Here is a 15,397-nt window from a genome sequence, read left to right as displayed (position 1 = left end):
CGCGATCTTGAGCGCACCATGTCGGCTTCCAGTAGCGTCCCTTCCCCCGCCCTTATCCGGGCATTGATCGATCAATGGCTTAAGGCTGAGCTTGATCAGGACGCAGGACTGCGTCGACGCTTTGAACGGGACCGGGAAGGCGATTGGCATGCCGGGGTGATCCTCGAGCCGGATCCTCTTGGACCGCCCGACCGCGTTATCGAACGACTGAATGAAGCGGACCTGGAAGCGCTTCTTGCTGCCTCGGAAGAGGAACGCGAGGCCCGAATGCGACGGCCACGGACTTTGCTGACAAACCTCACCGAAGCGCACTTGCAACGTGGCCTGCGGCACCAGCTCTACGAAGACGGTGTGGAGCGCCACCGGAAAGGCGACGTCAGCGTGGCGATCAGGCATGTGCGTGACCTCTTCCAGGCGGAGGGTCTTGCCCTCGACGAGAAAGGCGAAGAGTTCGACGCAGCCATCCGCCTGATGACCAAGGCTCATCGGGACCTAACAAGAGCAATCGGCAGGCGAGACGTCACTATGTGGCGACCAAACCTGGATGACGACCCTGCGGCCCCCCTGATTTAAAGCCTCGGGCTTCCGCCCGCTGAACCTTCCATCCCCGGCGCGCCTGATAAGCCCCCTGTGAGCGGCACCACCCTCACGCAGGCCATCGGACTGTTGTTGGCGGAGGCTCGCCAGACCCGACTGTTCACGTCGGGGCGCGCTGGCGAATACGAGAAGGCAGGTCGCCTCTTTGTCGGGTGGCTGGGTAGGGATCCAGACGTTGCGGAGGTAACGCCCGCGTTGGCCGGAGGCTTCCGCGAAGCCCTAAGGTCCTATCCCCTCAACGCGTCTAAGAGAGCAGCTTATCGTGAGTTGTCCGTGCCCGAGCGACTCGCAAAATCCCGAGCGGACCAGGATACACAAACACTCAGCCCGCAAACGTCGAACGGCAAATATCTCGACCCTCTCAGGCAGGTGTTTGACTGGGCCAAGAAGACAGGGCGAGTTGCAGCAAACCCGTTCGTGGGTATCACCGTCTCGCTGTCGAAGGGCGGTTCCAAAAGGCGACGGCGCGACAACTTCGACGTCCCGCAGTTGCAGGCCCTGTTCAGCGCGCCCCTGTTCACTGGTTCTGCGGGCGAGCGAGGCGAAAAGCTCTACCAGGCTGGGGAAACTCGCGTAGACGACTGGCGCTATTGGCTTCCTTTGATCGCGCTTTTTTCCGGTGCGCGATTGAACGAACTGTGCGGGCTGCGGCTCGCCGATTTCGATCAGATTGAGGGCGTTCCCTTCTTCCACATCCGAGCGCTGGCAGCGGATCAGTCGCTGAAGACGGCAGCCTCAGAACGCATCGTGCCGATCCACAAGGCACTGCTGGAGCTGGGTCTCTTGATCTATGTCGACCGACTCCGGGCCGCTGGTGAGAAGCGGCTTTTTCCGTCACTCCAGCCTGGGCCAAGGGGTCATTTATCCCACCAGCCGTCGAAGTTCTTCGGGCGGTTGATTGACAGAATGGTTGGGGAAGACTCGTCGGTCGTTTTCCATTCCTTCCGGCACACCTTTATCACCAAGATGCGCGAAGCGGGCGTCGCCCGGGAGGTCCGAACAGCACTTGTCGGTCACGAGGACGACAGCACCCACGAGGGCTACGGAACGGAGCCGATGACCAGGCTTAACGCTGGCATTCAGGCCGTCGAATGGAAGGGGCTCGACCTAGCGCCCGTTCGACTCAATCTCGGTTGACGCAAACTTAGGCTGCGCGCCGTAGTGGCGCCTCGGACGAGGAGCGATCAGAGCTGCCCTGAGTTGCGAGCCGGGCCGCGATCAATTCCCCAAGACACCGGGCCATGAGGGGAGGCACTGCATTGCCGACCAACCGGGCGACGCTCTTCTTGTCCGCAAGGAAACGGAACCAGTTTGGGAACGATTGAAGTGCCGCAAGCTCTCGCCCAGTGAGCGGTCGGTTCTCCGTTGGATGTGCATAGCGGCCCCTCGAAAAGCTATCCGAGTGGGCCGTGATCGTTTGAGCGACTCCGGACCAGCTTAGACGTCCGAAAACGTCCAAATGACCGTGCCCCTTGTGATTCTTGTGACAGTCTAACTGAAGGTGCTCTGGGATATCCTTCCAGCCACCGCCCTCGGGCACGAACGAGATCCGCTGTCGGTTTAGCTCCGATATTTTCGTCGCAAGATGGTTCGCGAAGGTTGGATGGTCTCTGTCACTGTCAGAGGGCGTAGGTAGTCCTCCGATTGCATCGCGAACCGTCCTCGCCGGAACCTTTCTTATTGCCTCGAGGTCTATGGAGTCCGACCCGAGGTAACCAATGGCGACAAAACGAGGCCGATGCTGTGGAACGCCAAAATCCTTAGCATTGAGCACTGCGGTCGCGACGGAATAACCCGCCTCCTCCGTGGTCCGCAGGAAGCGTTCCAGGATTGCACGCCCCCTCTTTGCCGCGATGTAGGGGACATTCTCGAGTAGGAAGGCGCGCGGTTTGATGGCGGCGATGGCATTCGCATACCAAAGAACGAGATCATTTCGCTCGTCCTGATCGCTGCCCCGTCGTTGTTGCGAGAACCCCTGACAAGGCGGCCCCCCGGCAAGGAGGTCAATCCTGCCAGGCCCCACGCCAAGGCGTTCAAGCAACTGATCTGGTTTCACGGCCAGCGCGTCGAGCTTATGGACATGATCACCGAGATTGTAGCGATATGTTTGGACCGCATCTGGATCGTGGTCGAATGCTTTGACGATCTCGAATCCTGCCTCCTGCAGGCCGAGCGAAAGGCCCCCCGCGCCTGCGAACAAGTCTATGGCGACCAGCCTGTCGGAGCGGCCCTTAGCTCCGCCCCGCTTGCGACCGGCAATTGAGCTCGTGAAAGAACGCCCCTGAGCAGCGCGGACGTCATGCATCAGGCCATGGACAGCCAGGCTGGGCTCTCGAATTTCCGACTTGATACAGGCCGCAACCGCTGCTGCGAAAGTCGGGCTGACGGCGTTGCCGATCTGTCGATACCGCTGAACCAACGGGCCGGAGAACTGGTAGTCAGCAGGGAACCCTTGCAGAAGAGCAGCTTCCCGAACCGAGATATTTCGATCCTGCTCCGGATGCAGGAACCTCCCACACGAAGGAGTGGAGCACTTCGCCGTGATGCTGATTGCTGGGCGATCCCAAGCCAAGCGCCCGTAGACGTCGCGGAAGCCATCGACCTGCGAATGACAGTTCGGCAGTAGGGCCAAGTTTGCAGATTTGCGGCTTCCCCCATCCTTCGGCACGGATCGGATTAGTTCGAGCACGCGACTGATGTGGTTTGGCGCGACGTGCATCGCGTCTGAAGCAGAGGCTTCACCCGCCTTCAGGGCAGGGAGATCATAGATCGCATCTCGAACGGTCTTTTGCGCACCAACAATGGTAGCTGGCATGTTGAAAGCCTGACCCGCTCGTCGTGCGATCAGGAGTGCTCTGAACCTTGCCTGCGGCACGCCGAAGTCCGCGAGGTTGTGCACCTGGGCACGCACCCTAAACCCGAGATCCTCAAGGTAGGCCATTGACGCTCGCGTCGCCGCCCAGTGCTTGTCGTCGAAGATCTCAGGCACGTTTTCCATGACGATGAACTCAGGGTTCATCGCCGCTGCGACCTCTACGAATGTGCGAACGAGGTCATTGCGCGAGTCCTGCCGAGCGTCCTTCTTTCGATGCGCGGAGAAGCCTTGGCAGGGAGGGCCACCCACAACGACGAGAGGTCCATCACCCCTAGGTAGAAGCCGCCGAACCACGGCTTCCCGCGCGCTTTCGTTCAAGAGCGAGGCTACGTCGACGTTGAGACTGGGAGCCCCGATCTGACTAGTGAATGTCGCGCAGGCGTGTGGGTCGATATCCAGTCCACCAAGGACCCTGAAGTGGTCGCCGTGAGGATAGCGTGAGAAGCCTGCCGACAAGCCCCCGCATCCGCAAAAGAGATCAATGACGTCGATCTTCTTTGTCACCCCTGGAAAGCCCCTACACTTAGTCCGAGAATCGGCATTGCGAACACGGTCTGTGTGGGTCAGCCTAGCGGGTCAGTGAATCGGGTGGAAGTGCGATTTGGCCCGAATGCGCTCAGGGGGCGACATTGCCGATAGACAACTGGGGCACCCCATTACGTGACGTGCTCGTTGACGCCGACATTGTGTTCGCGCCAGCCGAGATCAACGAAAAGTTCCAAGCGTTCTTCCGAGCTGACGGGCATCGTTACAGCGCGCCCTATGACGAGATAAACGCGCATCTGCCCGACACTCTAAGTCCGAACCGGGTCGAGACCTGGAAGAAGCTCTTCGACACGGTTGGCCTTCTGTATGTCGACGAAGGCCGGGTCCGCATCTCCAGATTTGGCCGACTGTTCGGAGGGGAATGGGAGCGCCTTGCCCGCGAGGCCGCCGGCGCAAGGAGAGTGGTCGCCGAGTCTGCCGTCGGAGTGCTCGGACGGTATCAGCTGCTGAACCCCACCACCCTGAACCGGGGCTACCCTCCTGACTGCGACGTCCTTCCGTATCGAGTGATTTGGGCAGCCATGCTGAGGCTGGGAGACCTCCACTGGGAGGAACTCCATCGGGTTCTCCTGAAAGTCATGAAGCAGGCGGATTTGGAGAGCGCGCTTATCAAAATTGAACAAGCGCGCGCTTCGAGCGGCTACAATCCGAACGACCGCGCCAGCGCGAGCGCTCACCTCGGTCCGGCGATCTATTCAGATGGGTCGCAGGCAACACGCCGGATGACTCCATGGTTCTCTGTAGCCGGGTTCGGCGGAATGTTAATTGACCGAGAAGCCACGCACGGTCGCCGCAGGCTCAACCCGGAGTTTGTCGACCTCATTGCATCCGAAGTCGCGACACCACGCCCGTGGATCGATTTCGGAACCGATCAAGAAGGTTGGTTCTCATACCTAGACGAGGGCGTGAAAACATTGGCTAAGACATCTGTCCCGGAATTGCCGGTCATTGCCGATGATGACCCAATCTACCAAGCAGTCGTTGACCTCGTCATAAAAGATAACATGGGCGGAGCACTGCTACTGGGCGCACCAGGGACTGGAAAATCCTGGTATGCTCGACAAATCGCGCTCAAGCTCACCAGCGGTAAAAAAGAGCGTGTTCGCGAGGTCCAGTTTCACCCCTCTTACCAGTATGAAGACTTTGTTGAAGGCTACGTGCCAGACGCGAAGGAAGGCTTCCGGCTTGCCGATAAACATCTGCTGGAGATGGCGGAGGTCGCCAGGCAGTCGGACGGGCCGGTCGTGCTAATTATCGACGAGTTCAGTCGAACAGATCCCGCCCGTGTGCTCGGAGAGACGATGACCTACATGGAGGGGTCTCTCCGCGATGCTCCGTTTTTCCTGCCCTCCGGTCGCCAAGCAACCATTCCTAAGAATCTCATCTTTCTAGCGACCATGAATCCAGATGATCGCTCAGTCGATGAGATTGACGCGGCCATGGATCGAAGATGGGCGAAAATCATGCTCCAGCCATCTTCGACTAAAGTGAATGACTTCCTGGTGGCGAACGCGACGCCAGATAAGGTCCGTGCTCCTGCCATGGAGCTATTTGCCCGCCTCCAGGATCACCTTGACGTCGGACACGCGTTCTTCCGGAACGTTCGTGATGCGGACTCGCTCGAAAGACTTTGGACGACCCAACTCAAGTTTCTGGTTAAGAAGCGTTTCCGTTTCGACCCAGGCGCACTTCAGGAGATCGAGGCACTTTGGGCGACCTGCGCCGAAGCCATAGCCACCCCGGCGGCTGGGCCACTCGAAAGGAATGGATCCGGCACCCAGGACGAAGCGCCGGAGGGGGCACCCGAACAGCCTGAAGCGGCTGCGGGGGCCTAGTGTGGCCGCAACAGAACGAACGGTCCTGACGCTAGAATCTCGGCGAGCGGTAGAGCTACCGCTCTCCATGTTCGTGCATGGCGGCGAGCTCACTGTTTATCCTCACGTCGAGGAAAAGGCCCTTCTCTCCCTACAATTTCGCAAGGGCCTGGTTACCCTCACTGCGGGCCGATACGTGGGGTTCATTCCCTTGTCCCCGCGCATCGCTGTGGACGTGCGCCCGAAGCTGCCGGTCAGCAACCTCGCTAGGGTTTTAGATCTGGCCGGAACCCCGATAGGGGCATTGGCGGGGGCAGACAGGTCCTACAGCCGCGAGAAACTGCCGAGCAGAAGCATCACGTTGTTCCTGCTTGCAAACCTAACTCGCGCAATTCAGCCGCTGTCCGAGCACGGCATCTGGAAGTCCTATGTAAGAGTGGCCCGGAGGACCTCCACTCCATCAGGCAGGATAAACGTATCGTCCACGCTTAAGACCTGCCTCTCCCGAGGGATGCGCCACCACGCAGTCGCCGAGCGCTTTCTTCTCACATCCGACACACCAGCCAATCGGGTCATACGCGCCGCGCTTACCTATCTATTGTCGGTTTCGCAGCGAGACGAAGCGAGCCTCACAACCCTCAGCAATGCAAATCGAGCGCTTAATCTCCTTCCAGAGGAGATAGGAAGCATTCAACCTGGCGACATCGACATAGTCGTCAATACTATGCGCAATCAGGCGCTCCCAAAAAACAGGTTATACTATAGCAAGGCGCTGGACATCGCCACGCTAGTCCTACAAGGGCGATCCATTGGCCTCGACCGAGTCGGGGACGACCTAATAATGGAGACATTTATTGTCGATTTCGAGGACATATTCGAGAAATATATAAGAAAAGTGCTCCATCTGGCTTCAGGTCCGGACCTACTCGTCCTAGACGGTAACGTTGAGGGAAAAAAACCACTCTTCGACGACCGGAACGATCCTCCGGCGCAGCCAGACATCATCTTGTCTAGGCCGACGACCAACGAAAGCGTTGTCGTAGAGGTGAAATACAAGGACAAGCCGGACCGCAGCGACATAAATCAGGCGATCACCTACGCCGTGGCCTACAGGTGCGATCGCGTGGTCCTTGCCCATCAGTGTAAAGCTAACGGGCCTCGCGGCCTTCGGCGCCTAGGCGTTGTTAACGGGATTACCGTCGACGCATACGCTTTCGACCTCGGACGCCAGGACCTGGAGGCCGAGGAGCAAGCATTTGCCGTTACAGTCCTGGGAATGATGCCCCCAGTCGGGCAGATGGCTGCTGCTTAGGGCACGCCAGTGAAGCAGTCCCCCCTGAAGGGCTCGGAGCCGCCTCTTGTGCTCTTAGGGCTCCGCGACGCGCTGCCAGACGCTGCCTCGAAAGGTATAGTCCTTGGGAACGGGTTGGCTTGGGGCGGCGCGAGGCGGACGATCAGTGCTGGGTCGGCCGGACCAAAGTCAGATCATAGCCCAGGGCGCGGGTGCGGTTCAGGATGGCTTCGCGGCTCTGGGCCGACGGTTGCGCGGTGCGGCTGAGCAGCCAAAGGTAGCGACCCGACGGCTCGCCGACGATGGACCAGGAATAGTCGTCGGCGTGGTCCAGAACCCAATAGTCGCCGACGTAGAAGGGGCCGAAGAAGGATACCTTCAGCTTGGCGTTGTCGCTGCCCTCGACGATCTTCGCCTTGCCCTCTGAGGTTTTTTCCGGACCATCGACCGTACCCTGTCGGCAGGTGTTCAGCACCCCGACCAGACCGTCATCGCGCACCGTGTAGTGAGCGGTCACCCCTTCGCAGCCGCGCTCGAACCCGTTCTCGTAGCGCCCGATTTCATACCACAAGCCGGCGTAGCGGTTCAGATCGACCGGCTTGGCGGGTTGGGGCACGGCGGCGTTGCCTACGGGGCCGCGTTGCAGGGTGGCGCAGGCGCCCAGCGCGAGGGCGGCGCCGACGATCAGGGCGATGGAAGCGGTGCGAGCGATTTTCATGGCCGCAGAACGACGATGAGGGCGCCCGGTTCCGGACACTCGGTCTCGGCAGATCACCGCAGCGCGACGTAGCCCCGTTCGATGACCCGGCGCAGAGCCTCGTAGGCTTCGGCCAGTTCGTCGTAGGCGGTGCGGGCGGCGGTCAGGCGGGCGACTTGGTCCGGCGTGACAGCCGAGCCGGAGTGGGCCAGGCGCAGCGATTCCGCGACCCATTTGGCGCGGGCCGTGGCTGTCATGACCGCCAGCTTTTGCAGCGAGCCGGCGTCCACGCCGCTCAGGGCGTGCCCGATCACCTCCTTGTTGGCGACGTAGGCGGCGTAGTCGATCTGCTCCAGCTGCCCGCGCAGGCGACGCTGTTCGTGCGGATCGGTGTCCTGCGGCTCGAAATGGTCGCTGTGGCGGCGGGTGCTGGACGTCATCTTGGTCGACATGGGCGAGCCCTCCCCGGCCTGTCCTGGCGGTCTCGGCGGCCGCTCGACAAAGAAGGTGCGCCGTCTCGGTTAACGCCGCGTTGCGCTGGGGACCCGCGCATCCGATATCGGGGGCACACAGGATCGGAGAAAACCATGGACCTGAAACTGAACGGCAAGCGCGCCCTGATCTGCGGCGGCTCATCCGGCCTTGGCCGCGCCGTGGCGACGGCCTTGGTTGCGGAGGGCGCGCACATCGCCCTGCTGTCGCGCGATGAAGGCAAGCTTCAGGCCGTGGCGGATGCGCTGAACGCATCCGGGCCGGGCAAAGCGGTCGTGGTCACAGCGGACCTGGCGGACCATGAGGCGCTGTTGAAGGCGACGGACCGGGCCGAGGATCTGCTGGGCGGAACTATCGAAATCCTGCTGAACAACACCGGGGGGCCGCCGCCGTCGGGCGTGTCGGGGTTGGAGCCGGCGGTGTGGCGCGATCATTTCGAGTCGATGGTGCTGTCGATCTTCCGCCTGACCGATCGGGTGCTGCCGGCCATGCGGGCGGCCGGCTGGGGGCGGATCCTGAACGTCGCCTCGATCACAGTGGTCGAGCCGTCGGCGGCGCTTGGCGTGTCCAACACCCTGCGGGCCTCGGTCGCGGCCTGGGCCAAGACGCTGGCGAACGAGGTCGGACCGGACGGGGTGACGGTCAACACCCTGCTGCCGGGGCGGATCGATACGCCGCGGATCGAAAGGCTGGACCAGGCGACCGCCGATCGCAACGGCACGACGCCGCAAGAGGCGCGGGCCGAATCGGTCAAATCCATCCCCGTCGGCCGCATCGGCACGACCGAGGAGTTCGGCGCGACCGCCGCCTTCCTGGCCAGCCCGCTGGCGGCCTACGTCACCGGCTCTTTGATCCGGCTGGACGGCGGGGCGATCAAGGCGATCTGATCAGCCGGGCGTCCGACGGCGCAGCACGCCGCCGAAGGCCACGCGGCTGCGCCCGTAATCCAGAGTGATGCGGCTGAACCGGCTCAGGATATCGGCACCCAGCAGCAGGGCCGGCTTGTCGATCAGGTCCATGACCTGAAATACATGCAGGTCGGCGAACAGCAGCGGGGTCGGGCCCAGCGATCGTCCCGCGATGTGCAGGGTGGGCGTCGTGCCGGTGCGGGCCGTCACCGCCCCGCCGACGATGCCAACCATGCGCACCGGCTCGGATGAGGCGGGGGCCTGACCGATGTCGATCGCCTGCATCAGGGTTAGATTGCCGATCGAATATTGCGCGCCGCTGTCGATGAAGGCGGCGACCTCCACGCCGGCGACATTGATCCGGGTCAGGAGTAACTGACCAAATCGGCCGCGACGACCGGCGACCAGCACGTCCTGCTGACGAAGCCGCGTGGCGTCAGCGCTGGTCGTCAAAGCGATGCTGGTCGACCCCGATGGCGACAGGGCGACCTGGCGGGCGTTGACGTCCAGCGTCAGGCGAAAGCGGGACAGCAGGTCCAGACCGAGCAGGCCGTCGGCGCCCAGGGCGTCGCGCGGGAAGACCGGCAGGGTCAGGTCGCTGAAGCGCCGCCGCCCGATCTCGATCTGCGCCAGTTCAACGGTCGGCGTGACCTCAGCCGCCGTGATCCCGTGCACCACGACCGGGCGGCCGGGCGGCAGGGCCAAGGCCTGGGCCAACTCGGCCGAAACCGCGCTGCGCTCGGCGCCGGTGTCGATGACGAAGACCTGATGGACGCTTCCGTTCAGACGCACGCCGACGCCCATCCGCGTCAACAGATTTTGCAAGAGCCGCACCTGATCGGGCGGGTCTGCTGGGATGGCGGTCTGGACGGACACAAACGGAACAGCCGCCAGCAGGCCCAGCGTCTTGCGCCGCGACGTTTTCACGCTCGATTCTTCGCCAAACCCTGGCCGCAATTGCCTGTCCTCCTCGGGCCTTCGTCAGGGCAGGGCAGGCTACGCGCTTTTGGCGAAGAGCCTGAGACATATTCTTGTCCGTCGTGTCTCAGCGCGGCTGCGCCTTCTCGCCCAGCGTTCGGCGCCGTTTGGCCAATCGGGGGTTGTCGACGTATCGTCCCAGCCGAAACAGGAGGATGCGATGCTGACCTTGCTTATGCTGGCCCTGGCCGACCCCGCGGCGGCGTCTTCCAGCGCGATCACCAGCCGTGATCTTGTTGTTTCCGCACCAAGGGCGGACACGCAGCGTTGCGGCGATCCGCTGATGCAGGCTCGGCAAGGCGGCGCCGGCGCCATGACGCTGGATCGATCGCTCGATGATGGACAGGTCCGGCGCTATCTGCTGCTGGACCGGCGCGATCAGAACAACTGCCCCCTGCCGATCAGCTACGCCGTGCCGGATCAATGGGCGCTGGGTCGAAACCTGATGCCGGCGCAGCCCGATGTCGGCGTGCCGCCGGCTCCGCCCGCGCCGCGTCGCTAGGCGCGGGGATGGGCGGCCGCATAGGCGTTCAAGAGGCGATCCGCGTCGACGCCGGTGTATTTCTGGGTCGTCGACAGGCTGGCGTGGCCCAGCAGTTCCTGGATCGACCGCAGGTCGGCGCCGGCGCCCAGCAGGTGGGTCGCGAAACTGTGGCGTAGGGCGTGAGGCGTCGTGCGCTCCGGCAGACCTAGCCGGCCGCGCAGCCGCTGGACCGAGGCCTGGACATGACGGGGGCTTAAGGGGCCGCCGCGGCGGGCGCGGAACAGGGCGTCGGCGGGCTGGAGCGGGAAGGGCAGTAGAGCCAGATAGGCGTCCACTGCGGTGCGCACGGCGGGCAGGATCGGCGCGATCCGCGTCTTGGACCCCTTGCCCACGATGCGCAACGTCTCGCCCAGCGGCGCATCGGCGCGGGTCAGGGACATGGCTTCGGAAATGCGCAGGCCGCAGCCGTAGAGCAGGGTCAGCACCGCCCGGTCGCGCGCGGCCTCCCACGGTTCGGCGTCGGGATCGGCGTCCGGCTCGGCCAATAGCCCGCGCGCCTGATCCTCGGTCACCGGCCGGGGCAGGGACGGCTTGACCTTGGGGCCGCGCACCAGGGCCAGCTGTGGAGCGGGGGTGTCCAACCGCCGATCGAGGAAGGCATGAAATCCGCGAATGGCCGACAGGCTCTGGCTCAGCGACCGGGCCGCCAGCGGGTGCTCGCCTGAGCGGCGCTCGGCCATGTGGGCGCGGGCCTCGGCGGCGGTGATCGTGCCCATGTCTTTCAGCGACAGGGTCTCGCCGCGATGGCGTTCGAGGAAGGCGACATAGAGCCGCCCGATGCGGCCATAGGCCTCCAGCGTGCGCGGCGACAGCCGACGCTCGTTCGCCAGATGGTCCAGCCAGGCGCGCAATGCGTCGGAGGCGGTCAGTTGAGAACCGGCCATCGCTCGGCCATCCGCTCCGTCACCCGCGCCAGGAAGGCGGCCAGTTCGCAGCCCATATTAGGCGTGAAGCCTTCAGGCTCGGGCGAGCCGAAGGCGCAGATGCAGGGGCGCGGCGGCCCGCCCGGCGTCAGGTGCGGGGCCATGCGGACCAGGGCGATGGACCGCACCTGATCCTCGGCCGCGCCGAAGAAATTCAGTCCCGAGATCATCGGGCCCAGCCAGGTCAGGCCGTGCTCGCCCAGCAGATTGTCGACATCGCCCTCTTCCAGGGCGCGCCAGCCGAAGGGTACGCCGCCGGGCTTTTCCAGGGCGATGGCGGCGCCGGCCAAGCCGAACCGTCCCTGCGCCGCCGCATCCAGTCGTCGGGCCAGGTCGGAATGGTTCTTGGCCTCCATCAAATCCAGGGTCGCGACGTGCGTCTGGGTCTGGGCGGCGAAGTTGGCGCGGGCGACCAGTTCGATCTCGCGCCGGGCGCCGGTCTCGCGCTCGACCACGGCCTCCAGCCGCGTCAGGGCGGCGGCCCCGAACTCGACGACGTTGCGGCCATGCGGCCGCAGACCGATCTCTTCCAGCAGGGAGCGATCGTCCAGCAGGGTCTGGGGATGGGTCTGCAGCCAGCCGCGCACGTCGGGCCAATGCAAGCCGTCGCCGATATAGGGCGTTGCGTCCGATTCCGACGTTTCGAAAAGGTCCAATGAGCCGCTCAAACAGACCTCTCCGGGAACCGCGATGCTACAGAATAGACTGGCCTGTCTTGGCCCAGTCCGACACGAAGGCATCAAGACCCTTGTCGGTTAACGGGTGGTTCACCAAGGCCTTGAATGTGTCGGCGCCGAAGGTGGCGGCGTCCGATCCGGCGACGGCGGCGGCGGCGACATGGCCGACATTGCGCAGGGACGCGGCCAGGATCTGGGTCTCGAAACCATGCACGTCATACAGGACGCGGATTTCTTCAAGCAGGCCGATGCCGTCCGCGCCGTTGTCTTCCAGACGTCCGACGAACGGCGAGACGAAGGTGGCGCCGGCCTTGGCGGCCAGCAAGGCCTGGGCGGCCGAGAAGCACAGGGTGACGTTGGTCTTGATCCCCTTGTCGGAGAAGACGCGGCAGGCGCGCAGACCGTCCCAGGTCAGAGGCAACTTCACCACCACGTTCGGAGCGATGGCGGCCAGCTTGTCGCCTTCCTTGACCATGGTCTCGAAATCGAGCGAGACGGCCTCGGCGGAAATCGGCCCCTCGACCAGGGCGCAGATTTCGGCGATGACCTCGGCGATGTTCCGACCCGACTTGGCGATCAGCGACGGATTGGTGGTGACGCCATCCACCATTCCGGTGGGGACCATGTCCTTGATGACGACGACGTCGGCGGTATCGAGAAAGAGTTTCATGGGCACGGCTTTTAGCGTTGCAGAAGCGCCGCGTCGATCCTCCCCCGCGACGCGGGGGAGGGGGACCGCGAAGCGGTGGAGGGGGCGGAACCGTGTGCCGGCCTTTGCCGCGTCTGCGCGGTTCGCGCTGGCTGCCGTTGATGGGGCGTTCGCCCCCTGCACCACCCTTCGGGCGGTTCCCCTCCCCCGCTGGGCGGCGGAGGATTTATGAAAGTCGCCTCGGTCCTCATTCCCCTGCCGGTGCCGGAGGCCTTCGACTACGAGGTTCCTGAGGCGCTGAGCCTGGCCCACGGAGATTTGGCGCGGGGCGATCAGGTCGCCGTGCCGCTGGGGCCGCGCCTGATCCGGGGCGTGGTGTCCGAGGTGTTCGAGACGACCGGGTCGAACCGGCGCCTGAAGGCGATCGACAGCCGCCTGGACGATCCGCCCCTGCCGGCGGGCGTGATGGATTTCGTGGAATGGGCCGGACGATGGACCTTGTCGGCGCCCGGCGAGATGGCGGCGACGGCGTTGAAGGGCTTGCGCGCGCCCCGGCCCCGGCCGGAACGCCGGGTGCGTCGGGTGGGCGAACGGTCGCCCTCGCGCGCCACCCCGGCGCGGACGGGCGTGCTGGAGGCCCTGGGCGATCGCGCCATGCCGCCGGCCGATCTCGCGCGGGCGGCGGGCGTGTCATCGGGCGTGGTCAAGGGCCTGATCGACGACGGGGTGTTGGAGATCATCGAGATCACGGCCGAGGCGGCGTTCGACCGGCCCGATCCCGACCACGCGCCCGCCGCGCTGAACGGCGACCAGGCGGCGTCGGCGACGGCGATGGCGGAGGGCGTGGCCGGCGGCGGCTTTCGCCCCTTCCTGCTGGACGGTGTGACGGGGTCGGGCAAGACCGAGGCCTATCTGGAGGCCATCGCGCGGGTGCTGCGGGCCGATCCGGCCGCGCAAATCCTCATCCTGCTGCCCGAGATCGCCCTGACCCAGGCCCTGATCGAGCGGATCACGGCGCGGTTCGGCGCCGCCCCGGCCGAATGGCATTCCGGCGTCGCCCCGCCGCGCCGTCGTCAGGTGTGGGAGGCGGTCGTCGCCGGGCGCTGCAACATCGTGGTCGGGGCGCGCTCGGCCCTGTTCCTGCCATTTACGAACCTGCGTTTGATCGTGGTGGACGAGGAGCACGACGGCTCGTTCAAGCAGGAGGAGGGTCTGGTCTATCACGGCCGCGACCTGGCCGTGGCGCGGGCGCGGATCGAGGGGGCGGCGGTGGTCCTGGCCTCGGCGACGCCGTCGCTTGAGACCCTGTGGAACGCGCAGAGCGGGCGCTACGACTGGCTGAAGCTGGGCGCGCGGCACGGGACGGCGGCGCTGCCGGACATCGCCCTGCTGGATTTGCGGCAGAACACGCCCGATCCGCAGACCTGGCTGTCGCAGCCGCTGCGCCTGGCCATCGGCGAGACCCTGGCGCGCGGCGAGCAGACCCTGCTGTTCCTGAATCGGCGCGGCTATGCCCCCGTCGTCCTGTGCCGCGCCTGCGGGCATCGGCTGACGGCGCCGGACACCGACAGCTGGCTGGTCGAGCATCGCTACACCGGGCGGCTGGTCTGTCACCTGACCGGCTTCTCCATGGCGCGGCCCAAGCTCTGTCCGTCGTGCGGGGCCGAGGACTCGCTGGTCTCGGTGGGGCCAGGGGTCGAGCGGGTCGAGGAAGAGGTGCGCCAACTGTTCCCCGAGGCGCGCACGGCGGTCTTCAGCTCCGACACCGCGCCGGACGCCCGATCGGCCCGCGCCCTGATCCAGAAGATGACGGACGGCGAGATCGACATTCTGGTGGCGACGCAGGCCGCGGCCAAGGGCCACAACTTCCCGCGCCTGACGCTGGTGGGCGTGGTGGATGCGGACCTCGGCCTGCGGGGCGGCGATCTGCGGGCGGCCGAGCGGACCTATCAGCTTCTGGCCCAGGCGACAGGTCGGGCGGGTCGGGCGGATCGGCCGGGGCGGGCGCTGCTTCAGACCTGGACGCCCGAGCATCCGGTGCTGATGGCGCTGGCGGCCGGCGATCGCAACGCCTTCGTCGAGGCCGAGATGGCCGAGCGCGAGGCCGCGTCCCTGCCGCCCTATGGCCGGCTGGCGGCGATCATCCTGTCCAGCGAGAATGCGGCCGCCGTCGATAAGACGGCGAACGACCTGGCCCAGGCCATTCCCAACGCCGAGCGGCTGGAGGTCTATGGCCCCGCCGATGCGCCGCTGGCTCTGGTGCGGGGCAGGCGGCGCAAGCGGCTGCTGGTGCGGGCCGACCGTGACGTGAACCTCCAGGCCTTCCTGCGCGCCTGGCTTCAGCGGGTGAAGGTGCCGGGCTCCGTCCGCCTGACGGTGGACGTGGATCCCTATTCGTTCCTCTAG

At 64.7% G+C, this 15,397-nt stretch carries 14 protein-coding genes; 7 read left to right on the top strand and 7 right to left on the bottom strand.

Translation table 11 applies throughout. The features are described from left to right. Positions 1-18: 18 nt before the first annotated feature. Together ABIC32_RS08835 and ABIC32_RS08830 are read left to right on the top strand one after the other, a co-directional pair. Complete coding sequence (locus ABIC32_RS08835) at positions 19-573, top strand: hypothetical protein (RefSeq protein ID WP_354074133.1); 555 nt, start codon at positions 19-21, stop codon at positions 571-573. A 57-nt stretch (positions 574-630) separates the two neighbouring features. Further along, positions 631-1,734 carry a site-specific integrase gene (locus ABIC32_RS08830; RefSeq protein ID WP_354073912.1) on the top strand — a complete coding sequence of 368 codons (1,104 nt, stop codon included), beginning with the start codon at positions 631-633 and terminating at the stop codon, positions 1,732-1,734. 7 nt (positions 1,735-1,741) lie between these two features. On the opposite strand, the gene ABIC32_RS08825 is transcribed toward ABIC32_RS08830, so the two are convergent. After that, the gene (locus ABIC32_RS08825; RefSeq protein WP_354073911.1) at positions 1,742-3,976 is read right to left on the bottom strand and encodes a DNA cytosine methyltransferase; all 2,235 of its coding nucleotides are present in this window, start codon (positions 3,974-3,976) and stop codon (positions 1,742-1,744) included. Positions 3,977-4,101: 125 nt separating this feature from the next. Here ABIC32_RS08825 and ABIC32_RS08820 point away from each other — a divergent pair, with 125 nt between their 5' ends. Together ABIC32_RS08820 and ABIC32_RS08815 are read left to right on the top strand one after the other, a co-directional pair. Then, entirely contained in the window at positions 4,102-5,853 is a 1,752-nt protein-coding gene (locus ABIC32_RS08820) for an McrB family protein (RefSeq protein ID WP_354073910.1), read from the top strand. Positions 5,854-5,920: 67 nt separating this feature from the next. Beyond that, entirely contained in the window at positions 5,921-7,144 is a 1,224-nt protein-coding gene (locus tag ABIC32_RS08815; RefSeq protein ID WP_354073909.1) for a 5-methylcytosine restriction system specificity protein McrC, read from the top strand. 142 nt (positions 7,145-7,286) lie between these two features. On the opposite strand, the gene ABIC32_RS08810 is transcribed toward ABIC32_RS08815, so the two are convergent. Next, positions 7,287-7,841 carry a lipocalin family protein gene (locus ABIC32_RS08810; RefSeq protein WP_354073908.1) on the bottom strand — a complete coding sequence of 185 codons (555 nt, stop codon included), beginning with the start codon at positions 7,839-7,841 and terminating at the stop codon, positions 7,287-7,289. A 53-nt stretch (positions 7,842-7,894) separates the two neighbouring features. Further along, positions 7,895-8,272 (bottom strand): hypothetical protein, encoded by a 378-nt coding sequence (locus tag ABIC32_RS08805; protein WP_055807550.1) that lies wholly within the window; start codon positions 8,270-8,272, stop codon positions 7,895-7,897. A gap of 135 nt (positions 8,273-8,407) precedes the next feature. Between ABIC32_RS08805 and ABIC32_RS08800 the strand changes: the two genes are divergently transcribed. Then, on the top strand, positions 8,408-9,199 hold the full coding sequence (locus ABIC32_RS08800) for an SDR family oxidoreductase (protein ID WP_354073907.1): 792 nt from the start codon (positions 8,408-8,410) through the stop codon (positions 9,197-9,199). On the opposite strand, the gene ABIC32_RS08795 is transcribed toward ABIC32_RS08800, so the two are convergent. Continuing rightward, positions 9,200-10,147 carry a retroviral-like aspartic protease family protein gene (locus ABIC32_RS08795; protein WP_354073906.1) on the bottom strand — a complete coding sequence of 316 codons (948 nt, stop codon included), beginning with the start codon at positions 10,145-10,147 and terminating at the stop codon, positions 9,200-9,202. Positions 10,148-10,358: 211 nt separating this feature from the next. On the opposite strand from ABIC32_RS08795, the gene ABIC32_RS08790 reads away from it, so the two are divergent. Beyond that, positions 10,359-10,700, top strand: coding sequence for a hypothetical protein (locus tag ABIC32_RS08790; RefSeq protein ID WP_354073905.1), 342 nt, complete (start codon positions 10,359-10,361; stop codon positions 10,698-10,700). Here the strand turns inward: ABIC32_RS08790 and ABIC32_RS08785 are convergent. The 3 genes from ABIC32_RS08785 to fsa are packed head-to-tail and all read right to left on the bottom strand — an operon-like array spanning position 10,697 to position 13,012. Further along, positions 10,697-11,626: a tyrosine recombinase XerC gene (locus ABIC32_RS08785; protein ID WP_354073904.1), complete on the bottom strand. Its 930-nt coding sequence runs from the start codon at positions 11,624-11,626 to the stop codon at positions 10,697-10,699. The genes ABIC32_RS08790 and ABIC32_RS08785 overlap by 4 nt on opposite strands. Then, positions 11,608-12,321, bottom strand: coding sequence for a DUF484 family protein (locus ABIC32_RS08780; protein ID WP_354073903.1), 714 nt, complete (start codon positions 12,319-12,321; stop codon positions 11,608-11,610). Before ABIC32_RS08780 ends, ABIC32_RS08785 begins: the two co-directional genes overlap by 19 nt. 37 nt (positions 12,322-12,358) lie before the next feature. After that, on the bottom strand, positions 12,359-13,012 hold the full coding sequence (gene fsa / locus ABIC32_RS08775) for a fructose-6-phosphate aldolase (protein ID WP_055807867.1): 654 nt from the start codon (positions 13,010-13,012) through the stop codon (positions 12,359-12,361). Between the two features lie 207 nt (positions 13,013-13,219). Here fsa and ABIC32_RS08770 point away from each other — a divergent pair, with 207 nt between their 5' ends. Then, on the top strand, positions 13,220-15,397 hold the full coding sequence (locus ABIC32_RS08770; protein WP_354073902.1) for a primosomal protein N': 2,178 nt from the start codon (positions 13,220-13,222) through the stop codon (positions 15,395-15,397).

The organism is Brevundimonas sp. 1080 (assembly GCF_040545985.1).
Classification (GTDB): Bacteria; Pseudomonadota; Alphaproteobacteria; order Caulobacterales; family Caulobacteraceae; genus Brevundimonas.
This window is presented reverse-complemented; position numbering and strand designations above follow the sequence as displayed.